This window comes from Bradyrhizobium sp. 139 (assembly GCF_023074175.1).
In the GTDB taxonomy this organism is placed as follows: Bacteria; Pseudomonadota; Alphaproteobacteria; order Rhizobiales; family Xanthobacteraceae; genus Bradyrhizobium.
Map to the genome: position 1 here is coordinate 173,693 of NZ_JADPKS010000028.1, position 17,350 is coordinate 191,042.

Annotated in this window: 16 protein-coding genes; 8 read left to right on the forward strand and 8 right to left on the reverse strand. The window is 63.9% G+C overall.

Features of this window, described 5'->3' with window-relative positions:
• Positions 1–38: 38 nt before the first annotated feature.
• Positions 39–728: an outer membrane protein gene (locus IVA80_RS08265; protein WP_247427800.1), complete on the reverse strand. Its 690-nt coding sequence runs from the start codon at positions 726–728 to the stop codon at positions 39–41.
• Positions 729–964: 236 nt separating this feature from the next.
• The gene (locus IVA80_RS08270; protein WP_247427802.1) at positions 965–1,723 is read right to left on the reverse strand and encodes an outer membrane beta-barrel protein; all 759 of its coding nucleotides are present in this window, start codon (positions 1,721–1,723) and stop codon (positions 965–967) included.
• A 450-nt stretch (positions 1,724–2,173) separates the two neighbouring features.
• Here IVA80_RS08270 and IVA80_RS08275 point away from each other — a divergent pair, with 450 nt between their 5' ends.
• Both IVA80_RS08275 and gyrA read left to right on the forward strand, forming a co-directional pair.
• Entirely contained in the window at positions 2,174–2,671 is a 498-nt protein-coding gene (locus tag IVA80_RS08275) for a single-stranded DNA-binding protein (RefSeq protein WP_247427804.1), read from the forward strand.
• A gap of 350 nt (positions 2,672–3,021) precedes the next feature.
• The gene (gyrA, locus tag IVA80_RS08280; RefSeq protein ID WP_247427806.1) at positions 3,022–5,754 is read left to right on the forward strand and encodes a DNA gyrase subunit A; all 2,733 of its coding nucleotides are present in this window, start codon (positions 3,022–3,024) and stop codon (positions 5,752–5,754) included.
• A 122-nt stretch (positions 5,755–5,876) separates the two neighbouring features.
• Here gyrA and IVA80_RS08285 read toward each other — a convergent pair whose 3' ends face one another.
• Both IVA80_RS08285 and IVA80_RS08290 read right to left on the reverse strand, forming a co-directional pair.
• Positions 5,877–7,730 (reverse strand): KUP/HAK/KT family potassium transporter, encoded by a 1,854-nt coding sequence (locus tag IVA80_RS08285; protein ID WP_247427916.1) that lies wholly within the window; start codon positions 7,728–7,730, stop codon positions 5,877–5,879.
• Positions 7,731–7,919: 189 nt separating this feature from the next.
• Positions 7,920–8,177: a hypothetical protein gene (locus tag IVA80_RS08290; protein ID WP_247427808.1), complete on the reverse strand. Its 258-nt coding sequence runs from the start codon at positions 8,175–8,177 to the stop codon at positions 7,920–7,922.
• A gap of 239 nt (positions 8,178–8,416) precedes the next feature.
• Between IVA80_RS08290 and coaD the strand changes: the two genes are divergently transcribed.
• The 5 genes from coaD (at position 8,417) to queA (ending at position 11,588) form a co-directional block, all read left to right on the forward strand.
• Positions 8,417–8,911, forward strand: a complete 495-nt coding sequence (coaD, locus tag IVA80_RS08295) for a pantetheine-phosphate adenylyltransferase (RefSeq protein WP_247427811.1) — start codon at positions 8,417–8,419, stop codon at positions 8,909–8,911.
• Between the two features lie 39 nt (positions 8,912–8,950).
• Positions 8,951–9,514: a peptidylprolyl isomerase gene (locus IVA80_RS08300; RefSeq protein ID WP_247427815.1), complete on the forward strand. Its 564-nt coding sequence runs from the start codon at positions 8,951–8,953 to the stop codon at positions 9,512–9,514.
• Between the two features lie 9 nt (positions 9,515–9,523).
• Positions 9,524–9,934, forward strand: a complete 411-nt coding sequence (locus IVA80_RS08305) for a hypothetical protein (RefSeq protein WP_247427818.1) — start codon at positions 9,524–9,526, stop codon at positions 9,932–9,934.
• Positions 9,931–10,395, forward strand: a complete 465-nt coding sequence (locus IVA80_RS08310) for a peptidylprolyl isomerase (protein WP_247427821.1) — start codon at positions 9,931–9,933, stop codon at positions 10,393–10,395. Before IVA80_RS08305 ends, IVA80_RS08310 begins: the two co-directional genes overlap by 4 nt.
• A 119-nt stretch (positions 10,396–10,514) precedes the next feature.
• Complete coding sequence (queA, locus tag IVA80_RS08315; RefSeq protein WP_247427824.1) at positions 10,515–11,588, forward strand: tRNA preQ1(34) S-adenosylmethionine ribosyltransferase-isomerase QueA; 1,074 nt, start codon at positions 10,515–10,517, stop codon at positions 11,586–11,588.
• 114 nt (positions 11,589–11,702) lie between these two features.
• Here queA and IVA80_RS08320 read toward each other — a convergent pair whose 3' ends face one another.
• The 4 genes from IVA80_RS08320 to IVA80_RS08335 all read right to left on the reverse strand — a co-directional run bounded on the left by IVA80_RS08320 (position 11,703) and on the right by IVA80_RS08335 (position 16,004).
• Positions 11,703–12,740, reverse strand: coding sequence for an aspartate-semialdehyde dehydrogenase (locus tag IVA80_RS08320; RefSeq protein ID WP_247427826.1), 1,038 nt, complete (start codon positions 12,738–12,740; stop codon positions 11,703–11,705).
• 288 nt (positions 12,741–13,028) lie between these two features.
• Positions 13,029–13,634 carry a PepSY domain-containing protein gene (locus IVA80_RS08325; RefSeq protein ID WP_247427828.1) on the reverse strand — a complete coding sequence of 202 codons (606 nt, stop codon included), beginning with the start codon at positions 13,632–13,634 and terminating at the stop codon, positions 13,029–13,031.
• 283 nt (positions 13,635–13,917) lie between these two features.
• The gene (locus tag IVA80_RS08330; RefSeq protein WP_247427831.1) at positions 13,918–14,664 is read right to left on the reverse strand and encodes a TetR/AcrR family transcriptional regulator; all 747 of its coding nucleotides are present in this window, start codon (positions 14,662–14,664) and stop codon (positions 13,918–13,920) included.
• Positions 14,665–14,798: 134 nt separating this feature from the next.
• Positions 14,799–16,004, reverse strand: a complete 1,206-nt coding sequence (locus IVA80_RS08335; protein ID WP_247427833.1) for a patatin-like phospholipase family protein — start codon at positions 16,002–16,004, stop codon at positions 14,799–14,801.
• 190 nt (positions 16,005–16,194) lie between these two features.
• Between IVA80_RS08335 and tgt the strand changes: the two genes are divergently transcribed.
• Positions 16,195–17,343 (forward strand): tRNA guanosine(34) transglycosylase Tgt, encoded by a 1,149-nt coding sequence (gene tgt, locus IVA80_RS08340; RefSeq protein ID WP_247427836.1) that lies wholly within the window; start codon positions 16,195–16,197, stop codon positions 17,341–17,343.
• The last annotated feature ends 7 nt before the right edge of the window (positions 17,344–17,350 follow it).

Below are 17,350 nucleotides of genomic sequence, written 5' to 3' on the forward strand. Positions count from 1 at the left end.
CCGGCCTTTCGTAACGCGATGGCGTCGGAGGGCGAAGATCAGTACTTCGCGACCACCGGGCCCCCGAAGTGATAGTTCACGCCGACCTGCACGGTGTGGAAGTTGAGCGTGCCGGTGGGCACGGCGCCCGAGAAGTAGGTCTCGCCGCCAAGGCTGCGGTAGAGGTACTCGCCCTTGACCGACCACTGCGGCGCGAAGAACGCTTCGACGCCCGCGCCGACGGTCCAGCCGGAGTGCCACTTGCTGTCCGACACAGTCACGCCGAGCGCGGAGAGGCTGAGCTTGTTGTCGATCCAGGCGTAGCCGCCGGTGCCGTAGAACAGGACCTGATTGACGGCGTAGCCGATACGGCCGCGCACGGTGCCCATTGCATCGGTCTTCGAGCTCGCGGTCGCTGCAACGACACCGAAGCCCGGGACGAAGGTGGCGCCAGTTGCCGAAGCGCTGACGTCAGCCCAGGCGCCGTCGGCTTCGATACCGAACACGACGTTGCCAGTCTGCCAGTTGTAGCCGGCAGTGCCGCCGATGAAGCCGCCCTTCATCTTCGGGTCGCCTGAACCGTTTTCCCAAGCGCCGCCGCCGACGATACCGAGATAGAAGCCGGTCCAGTTGTAGACCGAGGCCACAGCCACCGGAGCCTTGGTGTAGGGGCGCGCCGCGAGATCAGCGGCCGAAGCCGGGGCAGCGAGAGCGAACAAACAGGCCGAAGCCAACAAAACCTTCTTCATTTTCAACTAATCCCAGTCCCGGTTTCTGCTTTTGCCCTCCGTGCGTTCGGAAGGACATCGGACGCTGTGGTCCAACTGATGTCGTACTTACACCATTAAAGCCGCAAGTTGTGTCTCTCAAAAGCCACAAGATTCACAAAATGTAACATCTACTGACAGGTTGCCTGGCCGCGTTGCAGGCAGCAAAAAGGCCGGCGAGAGGCCGGCCTTTGGCTTTAAGCGATATCAGCAGGATATCAGTAGTTCGGGACCGAACCGCCCCAATTGAAGTGATAGTTCACGCCGGCCTTGACCGTGTGGATCGTATCCTTGAACTCGGTGCGATTGGTCGGATCAAGCGGGTCAAACGAGATCGTGCTCTTGCCGAGATCGATATAGTTGTACTCGACCTTAGCCGACCAGTTCGGGGCGAACATGTATTCCGCACCGGCGCCGACCGTCCAGCCCCAACGGGTATCATTCTGGCTGAAGGAGATGAAGGGCGGGGCGGCGGCAGCGTCATACCGATGGTTGATATCGCCGACCGCGGCACCGCCGCTGATGAACCAGAGTGCGGGACCCGTCGAGTAGCCAATACGGCCCTTGATGTCACCGAAGCTGCGCAGCCTGGTGAAGTAGGTGTCGCCGAGGCCGGCGTTGATCTCAGCAGAACGACCGTTGATGTCGGCCCAGTGATAGTCGCCTTCGATGCCGAACACGATCGGGCCCGACTGCCAATTGTAGCCGACGACGCCGCCGACGAAGCCGCCGCTGGTGTCGTAAGTCTGGCTTCCCAGGAACCCGAGAGCGTTCGGAGCGCCCACGAATGTGGCGTCGGTCTGTCCCCAGCCGCCGCCGCCTTGGATACCGGCATAGAAGCCAGTCCACGTATAAATGGGCGCGGGTGCGGGCGCCGGCGCCTTCGTATAAGGACGCGCAGCGATATCCGCCGCGCCCGCCGGAGCCGACAGGCCCAACGCCATTGCACTGATGGCACCAAACAAAATCTTATTCATTGCAGTCTCCCCACTTTTGGCCGCTTCTTGAGGTCCCCGAAGCGGTTGATCAGGCGCGACGCCCATATGAACTCAATTCGTAGGCGATCGTACCCTAAACCGGAGGTCGAGTCCGTCGCCGAAATGCAACAGTCGGAGGCCGACTGAATGGCGCTCAACTTGATGAATGTTAAGTAGTTTTCTCGTTTTTGGGGAACCAGAAAAGTTCCATCGCGGTTCCACATTTTGTGGCGGAGCGGACGATCCGGGGCTCGGGCGCCCCGGCGCTTTCTTTGATGGGAACAAATCTGGAACGCGCCGCCAAGCAGTGCTATATGTGGGGATAAGTTGAGGGCTGATGGGCTGATCAGTCCTCGCAAGCGTATAGGGTCGCCTCAACAGGGCGGCAGAGCATCGCGCGCGCGGGCTCGGCCTTTTGAAATTCAGTGGCATTCGGAGCGGAGAGCGGCGATGGCGGGAAGCGTCAACAAGGTCATTCTGGTTGGAAATCTCGGCAAGGATCCTGAAATTCGCCGTACGCAGGACGGGCGGCCGATCGCGAATTTGAGCGTCGCCACCTCGGAGACCTGGCGCGACAAAGCGACCGGTGAGCGCAAGGAAAAGACCGAGTGGCACCGCGTCGTGATCTTCAATGAAGGGCTCTGCAAAGTCGCCGAACAGTACCTGAAGAAGGGCGCCAAGATTTACGTTGAAGGCGCGCTCCAGACCCGCAAGTGGACCGACCAGAGCGGCGCCGAGAAGTACTCCACCGAGGTCGTGCTCCAAGGCTTCAACTCGACGCTGACGATGCTCGACGGCCGTGGCGGCGGCGGGGGAGGCGGCAGCTTCGGCGACGAGCCGGGCGGCGATTTCGGCTCCTCCGGTCCCGTCAGCAGCGCACCTCGCCGTCCCGTGGCCGCCGGCGGCGGTGGCCGCAACAGCGACATGGACGACGATATTCCGTTCTGAGGCTTGATCGCACAACGAGAACGACGCGCCGGCCGGATTGGGCGGCGTTTCCTATATCGCGTCAGCAATCCTGCTAATGGAAAGGAAGGGCTCGGGATTTCCGGGCCCGCTTCATGTGGGGGTTGAACTCGGACTGGGCCACGGCAAACGGGCACACGCTTCGCACGGTTTTCCAGAGTTTGCAGGCGCCTTTGTAAGGCCGATTCCAAGTCCCTCTATGGCGCAGCTCGTAACGGCTTAAGTTATTGGAAGAATAAGCGGAAAAAGCACTTCCCGAGAGCCTGCAAGGGTGGTTATCAGGACCCCGATGCGCTATATGATTCCCAGATAAAACCTCACCGGATTTCCCCTTGGCTGACGACGACAACAAGCCCGGCGACCAGCCGGCGCAACCCTCGGACATTCGCCCCGTTTCGATCTACGAGGAGATGAAGAAGTCCTATCTCGATTACGCGATGAGCGTGATCGTGGCGCGTGCGCTGCCTGATGCGCGCGACGGGTTGAAGCCGGTTCATCGTCGCATCCTGTACTCGATGAACGAGCAGGGGCACACGCCTGACAAGAAGTACGTCAAGTCGGCGCGCGTGGTCGGCGACGTGATCGGTAAGTATCATCCGCATGGCGACCAGTCGATCTACGACGCCATGGTCCGGATGGCGCAGGACTTCTCGATGCGCGTGCCGCTCATCGACGGCCAGGGCAATTTCGGCTCGGTCGACGGCGATCCCCCGGCGGCCTATCGGTACACCGAAGCGCGACTGACGAAGTCCGCGTTGGCTCTGCTGGCCGACATCGACAAGGACACCGTCGACTTCCAGCCGAACTACGACAACAACGAAACCGAGCCGTCGGTCCTGCCGGCCAAGTTCCCGAACCTCCTCGTCAACGGCGCCGGCGGCATCGCGGTCGGCATGGCGACCAACATCCCGCCGCACAATCTCGGCGAGGTCATCGATGCCTGCGTCGCGTTGATCGACAACCCCGCGCTCACCATCGACGAACTCATCCACATCGTGCCGGGACCGGATTTCCCGACCGGCGGCGTCATCCTCGGACGGCAGGGCATCCGTGCCGCCTATCACCTCGGTCGCGGCTCGGTCATGATGCGCGGCAAGGTCGCGATCGAGACCATCCGCAAAGAGCGCGAGGCGATCATCATCACCGAGATTCCCTATCAGGTGAACAAGGCGACGATGGTCGAGCGCATTGCCGAGCTGGTAAAGGAAAAGAAGATCGAGGGCATCGGCGACCTGCGCGATGAATCGGACCGCGATGGTTACCGCGTCGTCATCGAATTGAAGCGCGACGCCGTGCCGGATGTGGTGCTGAATCAGCTGTACCGGTTCACGCCGCTGCAGACGAGCTTCGGCGTCAACATGGTTGCGCTCGACAGCGGCCGTCCGCGGATCATGCATCTGAAGGATTTGCTGGCCATCTTCGTCGACTTCCGTGAGCGGGTCGTCACGCGACGCACCAAGTTCCTGCTCGCTAAGGCCCGTGATCGCGCCCATATCCTGGTCGGTCTGGCGATCGCGGTCGCCAATATCGACGAGATGATCCGCGTCATCCGGACCTCACCCGACCCGACCACTGCCCGCGACACCCTGATGTCCCGCGACTGGCAGGCACGAGACGTCGAGGACATGCTGACGTTGATCGATGATCCGCGCCACCGCATCAGCGAGGACGGCACGATCCGGCTCTCGATGGAACAGGCGAGGGCCATTCTCGATTTGCGCCTTCAGCGTCTCACCGCACTCGGCCGTGACGAAATCCGCGAGGAACTCGACAAGCTCGCCGGTGAGATCGGCGACTATCTCGACATCCTGCGATCGCGCGCCCGCGTGCTGGGCATCATCAAGACCGAGCTCGCCGAAGTGAAGGCCGAGTTCGCGACCCCGCGCCGCACCGTGATCATCGAGCAGGAAGGCGAGGTCGAGGACGAGGACCTGATCCAGCGCGAGGACATGGTCGTCACGGTCTCCCACGCCGGCTACGTCAAGCGCGTGCCGCTGTCGGCCTACCGGGCGCAGCGCCGCGGCGGCAAGGGCCGCGCCGGCATGCAGACCCGCGACGAGGATTTCGTCAGCCGCCTGTTCGTGGCCTCCACACACACGCCGGTCTTGTTCTTCTCGTCGCGCGGCCAGGTCTACAAGGAGAAGGTCTGGCGGCTGCCGGTGGCCGCGCCGAATGCGCGCGGCAAGGCGCTGATCAACATCCTGCCGCTGGAGCAGGGCGAGCGCATCACCACCATCATGCCGCTGCCGGAGGATGAATCCACCTGGGGCAACCTCGATGTGATGTTCGCGACGACAGGCGGCAATGTCCGGCGCAACAAGCTGTCCGACTTCGTCGACGTCCGCCGCTCCGGCATCATCGCAATGAAGCTCGACGAAGGCGAGGCGATCGTCGACGTGCAGATCTGCACCGAGCGCGACGACGTGCTTTTGACCGGCGCCGCCGGCCAGTGCATCCGCTTCCCTGTCACCGACGTGCGCGTGTTCACCGGGCGCACCTCGATGGGCGTGCGCGGTATTGCGCTTGGCGAGGGCGACAAGGTGATCTCGCTGGCGATTTTGCGTCATGTCGAGACCTCATCGGACGAACGCTCGGCCTATCTGAAGATGCGCCGCGCGGTCGCCGGCGAGGCCGCAGCCGAAGAGGCCGCCGTGGATGCCGAGGTTGAGGAGACCTCCGGCAGCTTCCAGCTCGCGCAGGAGCGCTATGTCGAGATGTCGGCGGCCGAGCAGGTCGTGCTCACTGTCTCCGTCAACGGCTACGGCAAGCGAACCTCGTCCTACGAGTACCGCACTACCGGCCGCGGCGGCAAAGGCATCGTCGCCATGAGCGTCAATAACCGCAACGGCAAGCTCGTGGCCTCTTTCCCTGTGGAAGAGGCCGACCAGATCATGCTGGTCACCGACAAGGGACAGCTGATCCGCTGCCCGGTCGAAGGCATCCGCATCGCCGGCCGCTCGACGCAAGGCGTGATCGTGTTCGACACCGCCGAGGACGAACACGTCGTCTCGGTCGAGCACATCACCGAAGAGGCCGAGAGCGGGAACGGGGCGAACGGGGAGTGACGTGTAATCCCGACGGAGCAGGAGGTCGGTGCGAAGCGCCGACCGATGGCGTAATCTAATCGGGAACCAGGTTTGCATTCGTAGCCCGGATTGAGCGAAGCGCATCCAGCTACGCACCTGTCCTAAATCTCGATCTCCGTCCCGAACTCCACCACCTGCTTGGTCGGCACGCCGAAGAACGCGGCAGAGCGTTCGGCGTTGCGCTGGAGGAAGGCGAACAGGCCTTCGCGCCAGACCCACATGCCCGGGATGTCCTCGCTCGGGATGATGGTCTCGCGGCCGACGTAATAGGTGATGTTGGAGAGATCGATGCCGGGCAGCTTGCCCTGGCGGCAGACGAGCGTCAGACCGGCATAGATGGTGGGGTTCTGCATGAAACCGTAATGCAGAATCACGCGGGTGATACCGGGGATGATCTCGATCACCTCGGCGCGGTCTTCATCGGCGATGTGGGGCAGTTCCTCGATCAGCACGGTGACGAGGACGATGCGCTCATGCAGCACGCGGTTGTGCTTGACGAATTGCGTCAGCGCCAGCGGCACGCCGCGCGGCGCGGATGCCAGGAAGATGGCGGTTCCGGGCAGCCTCGCGCTGCACTTGTTGACCGCTGTCTCGATCAGATCCTCCTCGGGCTGGCGCAGCTTCGCGCGCGCCGTCTCGACAAGCTTCACGCCGCTGCGCCAGGTCAGCATCATGAAGGCGACGAGGGCCGCGAGCAGCAGCGGAAACCAGCCGCCCTCGAACAGCTTGATCGAATTGGCGGAGAAGAAGATCACGTCGATCACGAAGAAGAAGCCGTTGACGGCGACCACGAGCCACGGCGAATAGCCCCACTGGATCGCGACCAGCGCCGCGAGCAGCGTGGTGATGGCCATCAGCAGCGACACCGCGATGCCGTAGGCGCCGGCGAGCGCTTCCGAGCTGCCGAAGCTCAGGACCGCGCCGAGCGTTGCGGCGGCGAGCAGCCAGTTTACCAGCGGCACATAGATCTGGCCGATCGCAACGCTCGTGGTGTGGCGGATCTGCATGCGCGGCAGAAAGCCGAGCTGGATCGACTGCTGCGTCAACGAGAACACGCCGGAGATGATGGCCTGCGAGGCGATCACGGTCGCGACCGCGGAGAAGGCGACCAGCGGATAGTGCAGGGCATCGGGGCAGAGCTGGAAGAACGGGTTCTCGATCATCGTGGGATCGGTGATCAGGAGCGCGGCCTGCCCAAAGTAATTGAGCACCAGCGCCGGCAGGCAGATCGCGAACCAGGCGAGCCGGATCGGGAAGCGGCCGAAATGGCCCATGTCGGCATACATGGCTTCACCGCCGGTGACCGCGAGGAAGGCGGCGCCGAGGATCGCGAACGAGATGTGAAAATCCTGGTGGATCAGGAACTCGAACGCATAGAGCGGGCTGAGCGCCGCGAGCACAGCCGGCGCCATGACGATGCCGTGGATGCCGAGCGCGGCCAGCACGAAGAACCAGGCCAGCATCACCGGTCCGAAGATGCGGCCGATGAAGCCGGTGCCCTGCTTCTGCATCATGAACAGCCCGACCAGGATGGCGATGGTGATGGGCACCACGACCGGCGCGAGTGAGGGCGCGTCGACCTTGAGGCCTTCGATGGCGCTGAGCACCGAGATCGCCGGGGTGATCGCGCCGTCGCCATAGAGCAGGGCCGCGCCGACGAGGCCGACCACCAGAAGATGGGCGCGCCAGGTGCCGGGTTGGGCGTTGCGGGCATGGAGCAGCGCCAGCAGCGCGACGATGCCGCCTTCGCCGCGGTTGTCGGCGCGCAGGATCAGAAGTGCATATTTCAGCGAGATGATCAGGAGCAGCGCCCAGAGGATCAGCGAGGCAACCCCGAGCACAGCGTCGTGAGCCACTGGGCCGCCATGCGCAGCCGCCTTGGCGGCTTCCTTCAGCGCGTAGAGGGGACTGGTGCCGATATCGCCATAGACAACCCCGAGGGCGCCCATGGTCATCGCAATCGGCAGGGGATCAGGGTGATGGCCGGAAGCGACTGCGGGCGTACTGGACAAGATCGACCCCCCGATGGGATCGCGCCCGCCGGGCCATTCCGACGGGCGCGAGCATCAGACAGTCTGCGACGACACGTCGCAAATATCCATGGGGTTTATAGAGGGTGCTTTCTGACGCGAAACTGACAGAGCCTACGGCGTGCGGTCGGCGGTCACGAGGCGTGCCTCGCGAACATTGGTCTTGGTGCCGGCACGGCGGAGGCAGGACGCTTCGAAATTCGGCCAAGCCTGCTGCGAGCAGTCCTTGCCGACCGTGCGGATGTCGAGCCGGTCGCTCTTGGCCAGCGGCTGCGGCACGCTGGCTGCGACGGTCGGGGCAAAGCCGGGCAGGAGGGTGAGGGCGGCAGCAACACATGCAGAGATGGCGATCGCTGAAAGAGCCTTGATCATTGACGGTCCCCTGTGATGCGGCCGCTAGCGCGCCCGTCATTCGTTGGCTGGATTAGTAACCATGGCCAGTTTCCGGACGTCTTCACGGATGCCGGAAATGGTTTCGTTCGCGCTCCCTTTGTTTCGTGGCCGCCCTGAGGACGAAACAATTCGGGGGGATTCTGACAGGGTCCTGCCGAAAAACCGGCGGGGAACCTGTCTGGCTTGCCGGGCCGGGCCGGGCGCGGTAGGACGGAGCCATGCCGCGCATTGCCTTCTACCCAGGTTCCTTCGATCCCATCACCAACGGTCATCTGGACGTGGTCCGGCACAGCGTTCCGCTGTGCGACAGGCTCGTTGTCGCGATCGGGGTTCATCCCGGCAAGAAGCCTTTGTTCTCGACCGAGGAGCGGCTGGAGATGCTGCACGAGGTCTGCGGGCCGGTGGCGGCCGAGGCTGGCTGCGTTCTGGAAGCTGTGACCTTCGATGATCTCGCGGTCACCGCGGCGCGCAAGCACGGCGCCACCATCATGATCCGGGGCCTGCGCGACAGCACCGACCTCGACTACGAGATGCAGCTCGCCGGCATGAACGGCACCATGGCGCCCGAGGTGCACACGGTCTTCCTGCCGGCCTCTCCCGCTGTCCGCCCGATCACCGCCACTTTGGTGCGCCAGATCGCCGGCATGGGCGGCGACGTCTCGGCCTTCGTACCGCCGCAGGTTGCGGCACAGCTCAAGGCAAAATTCGCCTGATAAAGGCGCGCTTCCTCTCTCATCTGATCCGGAGTTGTCATGATCCGAATTCTCGCAGTTCTTGCCGCGCTTCTGTTCGCGGTGCCGGCGGTGGCGCAGCAATTGCCGGCCAACCTCGACAAGGCCAACGCCATTGTCATCGACACCACCAAGGGCCGCATCGTCATCAAGCTGCGGCCCGACCTCGCGCCGCAGCACGCCGAGCGCATCAAGCAGCTCGCGCGTGAGGGCTATTATAACAACGTGCCGTTCCACCGCGTCATGGACGGCTTCATGGCCCAGACCGGCGACGGCCAGAATTTCAACGGCACCGGCGGCTCGAAATACCCGAACCTGAAGCAGGAATTCTCCAAGGTGCATTTTGCACGTGGCATCGTCGGGATGGCGCGGCGCGGCGATAGCGTCGACACCGCCAACTCGCAGTTCTTCATCATGTTCGCGGACGGCGGCAGCCTCGATAACCAGTACACCGTGATCGGAGAGGTCGTGCAGGGCATGGATGTCGTCGACAAGCTGAAGAAGGCTCCGCCCGGCTCGGCCGGCGGCGCGGTCACCGATCCCGACAAGATGGTGAAGGTCCAGGTCGCCTCCGACATTAAATAGGATGAGACGATGGCGCGTCGGGGCAACAGGCTTTTGCTGGCTGCCACGGTGCTGCTGCTCGGCGTCTCCGGCGCGGCCGCCGAAGACACGCAGGTCAACACCATCCAGGACATCTTCCGGCATCTGCGGACCTGCTGGAAGCCGCCGCCGGCCAGCAAGGCTCGCCCACTCGACATCACCGTCGTCGTGAGCTTTAACCGGTCCGGAAACATTTTGGGCCATCCGAGGATTTCCTATGAATCCGCGGAGGCCTCCGACAATGACCGGCTGCAATACCGGATCGCGGTGATGGAGGCGTTGCAACGCTGCACGCCGATGCCATTTACCGATGCAATGGCAGGCGCCGCCGCGGGACGTCCATTCGCGATCCAGTTCCGTACCCGTAAGACTTCACCTCCAACGCAAGAGAGACGAGCATGAGCGTCACCGAAAACACCTTGATCCTCGAGACCACGCAGGGCCCCGTCACCATCGAGATGCGGCCCGATCTCGCGCCCGGCCATGTCGCACGCATCAAGGAACTGGTCCGCGAGGACTTTTACGACGGCATCGTGTTCCACCGCGTGATCGAGGGTTTCATGGCGCAGACCGGCTGTCCGCAGGGCACCGGCACCGGAGGCTCCGGCAAGAAGCTGAAAGCCGAGTTCAACAAGGAGCCGCATGTGCGCGGCACCACCTCGATGGCCCGCGCCGCCAGCCCCGATTCCGGCGACAGCCAATTCTTCATCTGCTTCGACGACGCCCGCTTCCTCGACAACCAGTATACGGTGTGGGGCAAGGTCACCGAGGGCATGGAGAACGTCGACAAGATCAAGCGCGGCGAGCCCGTCCAGAACCCCGACAAGATCGTCAAGGCGCGGATGGCGGCGGACAAGGAATAAGCGTTTTGCCGGTGTCATGCCCCGCGCAGGCGGGGCATCCAGTAATCGCCAGCGGTGGTTACAATTATGACCGTGAGTACTGGATCGCCCGCCTGCGCGGGCGATGACAAGAACTGAGTATGCGCACCGATCTCTTCGATTTCGACCTGCCGCCCGAGCGCATCGCGTTGCGGCCGGCGAGCCCGCGCGACTCCGCACGACTGCTGGTCGTGGAGAACGAGACGCTGCGCGACCAGATCATCTCCGACCTGCCGCAATGGCTGAAGCCGGGCGACCAGCTCGTCGTCAACGACACCAAGGTGATCGCGGCGCAATTGAAGGGCCGCCGCATCGGCCGCGAGACCGAGCCGAGGATCGAGGCGACGCTGATCAAGCGCATCGACGGCTCGCGCTGGCAGGCGCTGGTGAAGCCGGCGAAGAAGCTGATAGCCGGCGACCGCATCCGTTTCGGCAACGAGGGCAAGGTCTGCCTGCTCGGCCATCTCGACGCCGAGGTCGAGGCCAAGGGTGCGGAGGGCGAGGTGACGTTGTCGTTCTCGTTCCATGGGCCCGCGCTCGACCAGGCCATATCAGATCTCGGCAGCCCGCCGCTGCCGCCCTATATCGCGTCCAAGCGCACGCCGGACGATCAGGATTTCGCCGATTACCAGACCATGTTCGCGGCGAACGAAGGCGCCGTTGCCGCGCCGACGGCGGGCCTGCATTTCACCCCGGCGCTGGAGCAGGCGCTGCGCGAGCGCGGTGTCGGCGTCAACCGCGTCACGCTGCATGTCGGGGCAGGGACGTTCCTGCCCGTCAAGGTGGACGACACCGAAGGCCATAAGATGCACGCCGAGTGGGGGACGATCTCGGCCGAGACGGCGGAGCGGCTCAACACCGCGCGGAAAAATGGCGGCCGCATCATCGCCGTCGGCACCACGTCACTACGGTTGCTCGAAAGCGCAGCCAGCGAGGACGGTACGATCCCGCCGTTCGCGGCCGAGACCTCGATCTTCATCACTCCCGGCTATCGCTTCCGCGCCGTCGATATTTTGATGACCAATTTCCACCTGCCGAAATCGACGCTGTTCATGCTGGTGTCGGCATTCTCGGGGCTCGAGACGATGCGGCAGGCCTATGCGCACGCGATTGCCCAAGGATACCGGTTCTATTCGTACGGGGATGCATGCTTGTTGTTTCGGGCAGAGCCGTAAGGTGGTTAGCCGTAGGGTGGGCAAAGCGAAGCGTGCCCACCAACTCGCTTGAATGCGTGAGAGAGTGGTGGGCACGGCGCTTTCGCGCCTTTGCCCACCCTGCGCACCTCTTCGTTAAGCCATCGCCCGCTGCGGCAGCAGCTCCGCGATCTGCACCGCATTGAGCGCTGCGCCCTTGAGCAGCTGATCCGCCGCCACGAACATTGAGATCGAGTGCCCTGAGGGATCGCTGAGGTCCTTGCGGATGCGGCCGACCAGGACGTCGTCCTGGCCCGAAGCGTCGATCGGCATCGGGAAGTAATTCTTCGTGCGGTCGTCGACGACCTTCACGCCGGGTGCCTGGGCCATGATGGCACGGACCTGATCCTCGCTGATCGGCTTCTCGCATTCGAAGGTGATCGCCTCGCAATGGGCGCGCAACACCGGCACGCGGACGCAGGTCACGCCGATCGCGATTGTCTCGTCCTCGAAGATCTTGCGGGTCTCCTTGATGACCTTGGTCTCTTCGTCGTTGTAGCCGGTCTCGGGATCGACCGCGGTGTTGTGGTTGAACAGGTTGAAGGCGTAGGGGTGAGGCATCACCTTGGGCGTATAGAGCTGCCCGTTGAGATTGGCGCGGGTGGATTCGACGAGTTCGTCCATCGCAGCTGCGCCGGCGCCGGAGGCCGCCTGGTAGGTCGAGATGATCACGCGCTTGATGCGGTTCTTCTGGTGGATCGGCCAGATCGGCACCAGCGCGGTGATCGCCGCACAGTTCGGGTTGGCGATGATGCCCTTGTGGTCGCGGATGCGATGCGCGTTGATTTCGGGGATCACCAGCGGCACGTTCGGGTCCATGCGGAAGGCGGAGGAGTTGTCGATTACGACGGCGCCGGCCTTGACCGCAATCGGCGCGTACGTTTTCGAGATGCTGCCGCCGGCGGAGAACAGCGCGATGTCGACGCCCTCGAAGGCGCGCTCGGTCAGCTCATTGATGACGACATCCTTGCCGCGGAACGACACCGTCTTGCCGGCCGAGCGGGCGCTCGCCAGCGCCTTCAGCTTGCCAACGCGAAAGCCGCGCTTGTCCATGGTGGCGATGAATTCGGCGCCCACTGCACCGGTGACGCCGACAATCGCGACGACGGGATCGTTACTCACATTCTCCTCCATTCCGTTTCAGTTGAGCAAGATCTTGATCGGAAAACCGGATTCCACTTTTCCGGATCATGCTGTTGAGTTGCAGACAACAAAAAAGCCCCGGTCCATCGAGGGCGGGGCTTCGGGAGAGCTGATGCGTTTTCGTCGACGACTACACGCACACGCCTCCCCGGGCCCCGAAGGCCGTGGTGGTTTTGGTCGTGCGTTTGGTGGTCGTGAACATGGCGGCGACTTATGCGGGAGAGTCCTGCGCCGGTCAATGGCTTTTCGGCGGGATTGTGACCGCCGGCCAGACCTCCATTATTTCGCCCGGCCGCCCGGCGGCTCCAGGATGACCTCCTTGAGATCGTCGCCGCTGATGACGACGATCGCGAAATTGAGCCGGCCGCGTTCGCGCACCAGCCCGCCGCTGATCGCCTTGCCCGAGGTCGCACGTTCGGCGACGTGCACGGCATCCGCAAGGCGGTGCTTGATGGCACCCAGCGCTGCGAGGTTGCTGCGGTCGTCGAGATCGAGCTCGGCGAGGGGGAGGGCAGCTTCCCCGCCGACAAGCTCGCCGGTTGCGGCATTGATGGTGTGGCGCCAGATGCGGTCGTTGTGCAGGGTCTTCACGCGGTAGACCGGCACGCCGGAGGCTCCGTCGAAACTCACATCCGCCGTCGTGGCGCCGACGTGACGAGCTTCCGCAATCGCCATGGCCTGGTCGATCGAGATCGACGAGCTGCGGAAGCGCTCGATCTCGCGGCTGACCGCTTGGCGATCCGCTTCGGCATCACCATCTGTCTCGCTATGAAGGGCGGCGGGCGTATCACCGGCCGAGACGATCGCCTGCGCCGGCGCTGCGATGAGCAACGCCGACAGAGCGACTGCAAGCAACTTCCAGGGGCATTGGCGTGCTGCATTCATGCTCGAACCCTTGGCATGCTCGAAATCTTGGCCGGCGAGTGTGTCGGATGATCGTAAAGAATTCGCGGCCGGCCTTGGGCACCGGCCGGCCTTGGGCACCGGCCGGCCGCGGAGCGCTGCTACGGGCTGTACCCGTTGCGGCGATCGAAGCGGTACGGACCTCTTTGGGGCTGATGAAAAGCGGTCCGCACCGCCTTGTAACTAAACCATACCGTATCGTTTTATTTTGGTCAATGGCGCGGGCGTGTCCCCCCGGCGAATGGATCGCGACCTCACGGAATTGTCAGCGGGACGGACGGCGTCGCTGCGTACCTTTGGCGGCGCTCTGGACTCGGTCTGCGGGTCCGAGCGCGCCGGCGAGGAACAGCTTGATCGCGGCGCGCATCCGCTTTTCAGCGACCTTCAACTCGAGTGTCGTTCCGAACGTTGCCATGCGGTGGGTGTGACCGACGACGACGTCGAGAAAGACTTCTGCCGCGATAGTGGTGTCGTCGACGTCGAGCGTCCCTTCCGCCACCAGATGGTCGAAGAAGCGCGCCGTGGTGGCGACGGCCTTGAGCCAGCCTTCTTCCTTGCCGAGCTTGGCGATGTCGGGGAAGTTGATGGCCTGAGACGTCATCATGCGGCTGAAGGCGACGGCATCGGGTCCGCAGGTGAACGTCAGCATCTCGCGCCCGATCTCGACCAGCCTCCGTTCGACCGAGATGTCCGATGAACTGCCGAGCTGCATTTCGGCCGCCGCAGACAGCGGGGCAAGCCAGCGCGAGATCTCGCGCCTCAGCACGGCCGTGAACAGTCCGCGCTTGTCGCCGTAGCGGGCATAGACGGTCGGCTTGCTCACGCGCGCCGCTTCCGCGACCGCATCGAGCGAAGTCGCGTCAAAACCGCGGTCAAGGAATAGGCGGGTGGCGACCTCGATCAGGCGCTGATCGCGCTCGATCGCGGCGCTCTTAGTCGGCCGGCCGCCGCGCGATTTCGATGCCTCGCGTCGCGGCGTTGCCGTTCTTGCCTTGGTCGCAGTCAATCCCATGCCCAATGATTCTGCGCGCTTCTGATCGTCGTCATTCGCTCTATATCCCGCGGGAGCGGGGGCGTCATCGCGAATCTGGCCGAATTGGCTATATCGTCAACGGTTTCGATAGGGCCTCGTTCCGTCACGAGGGGTCACGGAAGCGCCGAAGTCCAGGCCTGGCCGGAAGCAGCCTTCTCATATCCGTACTGATACAGCGCCCGCATATAGGCGGTGTCGAACCCTTCCGAAGGCGGCGCGGGATAATCGCGTGCGATGTAGGAGAGGTGGAAGCCCAGATGGTTGCGCTTGGCGAAATCATAGGTCGAGAAGATGATCGAGCGTGTCTGCGACTGGGTGATCGACGACAGGCTGCGCGAGGCGACGTCGATGGTGCTGTTGGACACCAGTTCGAAGTTGCGTTCGATCTTCTTGTTGACGAGGATGTAGATGTTCATCCGCGCGTTGCCGGGCAATCGATCCTGGGAGAGCAGGGCTTCCGGCAATGTCAGCACCGGCGCCGTCACACCGCCGTCGACATGCATCTCCTGAAATCTGCGGCCCTGGCCCTCGGCGTCGATCATGATGGGCGGAAACACCAGGGGGATGCTGGCGGAGGCCGCCATCACGTCGCGAAACAGTTTGAGCGCCTCGGGTGTTCCGACCGCTGCGATCTTGCCCATGTCCCAGATGGCGGTCCGCTGGGTATCGAGATCGGTGGTCACGACCAGCAGCTTTCGGCCCTTGGCATTTTCACGCGCGACCTGCGCCATGATCTCCGGCCCGACATAGCGGGCCACCAATTCGCGCAGCCGCGTGTTGCCGAACAGGCCGGATCCGAACAGCACGCGCATGATGCTGGGATCGCTCAGGAGGCTCTCCGCGATCCCGCTGGTGTAGAGCTCCCTGAGCGTGTCGTCATATTGCGAGCCGAGATACGCAAAGGGCGCGATCAGGCCACCGGTGCTCACACCCGAGACGATGGAGAAGGTTGGCCGGGTGCGCGCCGCGGTCCAGCCGTTGAGCACGCCGACGCCATAGGCGCCATCGGCGCCGCCGCCGGAGAGCGCCAGATAGGACTTCGTCGCGGTGCTGGTGTCCTTCTCGAAGCTGAATTTCGTGACGGGTTCGTCGGCGTAGCGGCGCAAGCCGTCGATATCGAGCACGCGCGATGTGCTGGCCTCAGCGGCCGTATAGGGCGCGCGGGGCAGGGAGGTGCAAGCGGCAAGCGCCAGGCTGCACGTCAGGACCAGGAATCCGATCAGGCGGGCGCCTATCTGCCTGATCCAGCCACGTGAGGGGCCGGGCACATCGGTTGAGCATGAAGCGGAAGGCATCGTCGGTGGCTGGCGATCACGCATTTACCGCCGCCGGCAATCTCGCCACGGCATTTCGTCCAGCCCCAAGGCAAAACTACACTGTATCGTTTTATTTAACAAGCGTGGCGGGCGCAATATCCGCGTCAATTGTGTCCCAGTCTGAGGCACGGGCCGGCCGTGGCGTGGTGCGAGCGGGTTGATCGGCGTCTCCCGACACGCAATAAGCACGGCCATGAATCTTCCCGACACGGATCTACCCAATTATTTCGAACTGCTCGCCACCGATGGCGCCGCGCGCACCGGGCACATGACCACGCCGCATGGCGTGGTGCGGACGCCGGCCTTCATGCCGGTCGGAACCGCCGGCGCCATGAAGGGCATGCACTGGCGCGAGGTGCGCGAGGCCGGCGCCGACATCGTGCTCGGCAACACCTATCACCTGATGCTGCGTCCCGGCGCCGAGCGGATCGCGGCGCTCGGCGGCTTGCAGCGGTTCACCGGCTGGAACGGGCCGATGCTGACGGATTCGGGCGGCTTCCAGGTGATGTCGCTGTCGGACCTGCGCAAGGTCACCGAGAACGCCGTCACCTTCCGCTCGCATATCGACGGCGCCAAGGTCGAGCTGTCGCCGGAGCGCTCGATCGAGGTGCAGCGTTTTCTCGGCTCCGACATCGCCATGCAGATGGACGAGTGCGTGCGGCTGCCGGCCGAGCGCGATGACATCGAGCGGGCGATGCGCCTGTCGCTGCGCTGGGCCGAGCGAAGCAAGCGCGCGTTCGAGAGTGCGCCCGACGGTTACATGCTGTTCGGCATCGTGCAGGGCGGCGACGTGCCGCAGCTTCGTCACGCCAGCGCGCAAGGCCTCGTTGAGATCGGCTTCCACGGCTATGCGATCGGCGGCCTTGCCGTCGGCGAGCCTCAGGAGGTGATGCTGGCGATGATCGACGAGACCGCGCCGGCGCTGCCGAGAGAGCGGCCGCGCTATCTGATGGGCGTCGGCACGCCTGACGACATCCTCGAGGCGGTCAAGCGCGGCATCGACATGTTCGATTGCGTGATGCCGACGCGCAATGGCCGGCATGGCGTTGCCTTCACGCGCTTCGGCCAGGTCAATTTGCGCAATGCGCGCCACGCCGACGATCCGCGTCCGCTCGATGAAGAGAGTACCTGGCCGTCGGCACGCAACTACGCGCGCGCCTACCTGCATCATCTCGTCAAGGCGGGCGAGACGCTGGGAGCCATGCTGCTGTCCGAAATCAATATCGCTTACTACCAGTTCCTGATGCAGGGCATCAGGGAGGCGATCGCACACGGAACGTTCGAGGAGTTCTATCAGCGCACGCGTGAGGACTGGGCGAGGGGCGACATTGCCCCGCGCTGAGGCGAGA

Excerpts from the sequence above, each read along its gene's own strand:
- IVA80_RS08265 (WP_247427800.1), bottom strand. The coding sequence starts at position 728 with ATGAAGAAGGTTTTGTTGGCTTCGGCCTGTTTGTTCGCTCTCGCTGCC.
- IVA80_RS08270 (WP_247427802.1), bottom strand. The coding sequence starts at position 1,723 with ATGAATAAGATTTTGTTTGGTGCCATCAGTGCAATGGCGTTGGGCCTG.
- IVA80_RS08275 (WP_247427804.1), top strand. The coding sequence starts at position 2,174 with ATGGCGGGAAGCGTCAACAAGGTCATTCTGGTTGGAAATCTCGGCAAG.
- IVA80_RS08285 (WP_247427916.1), bottom strand. The coding sequence starts at position 7,730 with ATGACCATGGGCGCCCTCGGGGTTGTCTATGGCGATATCGGCACCAGT.
- IVA80_RS08290 (WP_247427808.1), bottom strand. The coding sequence starts at position 8,177 with ATGATCAAGGCTCTTTCAGCGATCGCCATCTCTGCATGTGTTGCTGCC.
- coaD (WP_247427811.1), top strand. The coding sequence starts at position 8,417 with ATGCCGCGCATTGCCTTCTACCCAGGTTCCTTCGATCCCATCACCAAC.
- IVA80_RS08300 (WP_247427815.1), top strand. The coding sequence starts at position 8,951 with ATGATCCGAATTCTCGCAGTTCTTGCCGCGCTTCTGTTCGCGGTGCCG.
- IVA80_RS08305 (WP_247427818.1), top strand. The coding sequence starts at position 9,524 with ATGGCGCGTCGGGGCAACAGGCTTTTGCTGGCTGCCACGGTGCTGCTG.
- IVA80_RS08310 (WP_247427821.1), top strand. The coding sequence starts at position 9,931 with ATGAGCGTCACCGAAAACACCTTGATCCTCGAGACCACGCAGGGCCCC.
- queA (WP_247427824.1), top strand. The coding sequence starts at position 10,515 with ATGCGCACCGATCTCTTCGATTTCGACCTGCCGCCCGAGCGCATCGCG.
- IVA80_RS08320 (WP_247427826.1), bottom strand. The coding sequence starts at position 12,740 with ATGGAGGAGAATGTGAGTAACGATCCCGTCGTCGCGATTGTCGGCGTC.
- IVA80_RS08325 (WP_247427828.1), bottom strand. The coding sequence starts at position 13,634 with ATGAATGCAGCACGCCAATGCCCCTGGAAGTTGCTTGCAGTCGCTCTG.
- IVA80_RS08330 (WP_247427831.1), bottom strand. The coding sequence starts at position 14,664 with ATGGGATTGACTGCGACCAAGGCAAGAACGGCAACGCCGCGACGCGAG.
- IVA80_RS08335 (WP_247427833.1), bottom strand. The coding sequence starts at position 16,004 with ATGCGTGATCGCCAGCCACCGACGATGCCTTCCGCTTCATGCTCAACC.
- tgt (WP_247427836.1), top strand. The coding sequence starts at position 16,195 with ATGAATCTTCCCGACACGGATCTACCCAATTATTTCGAACTGCTCGCC.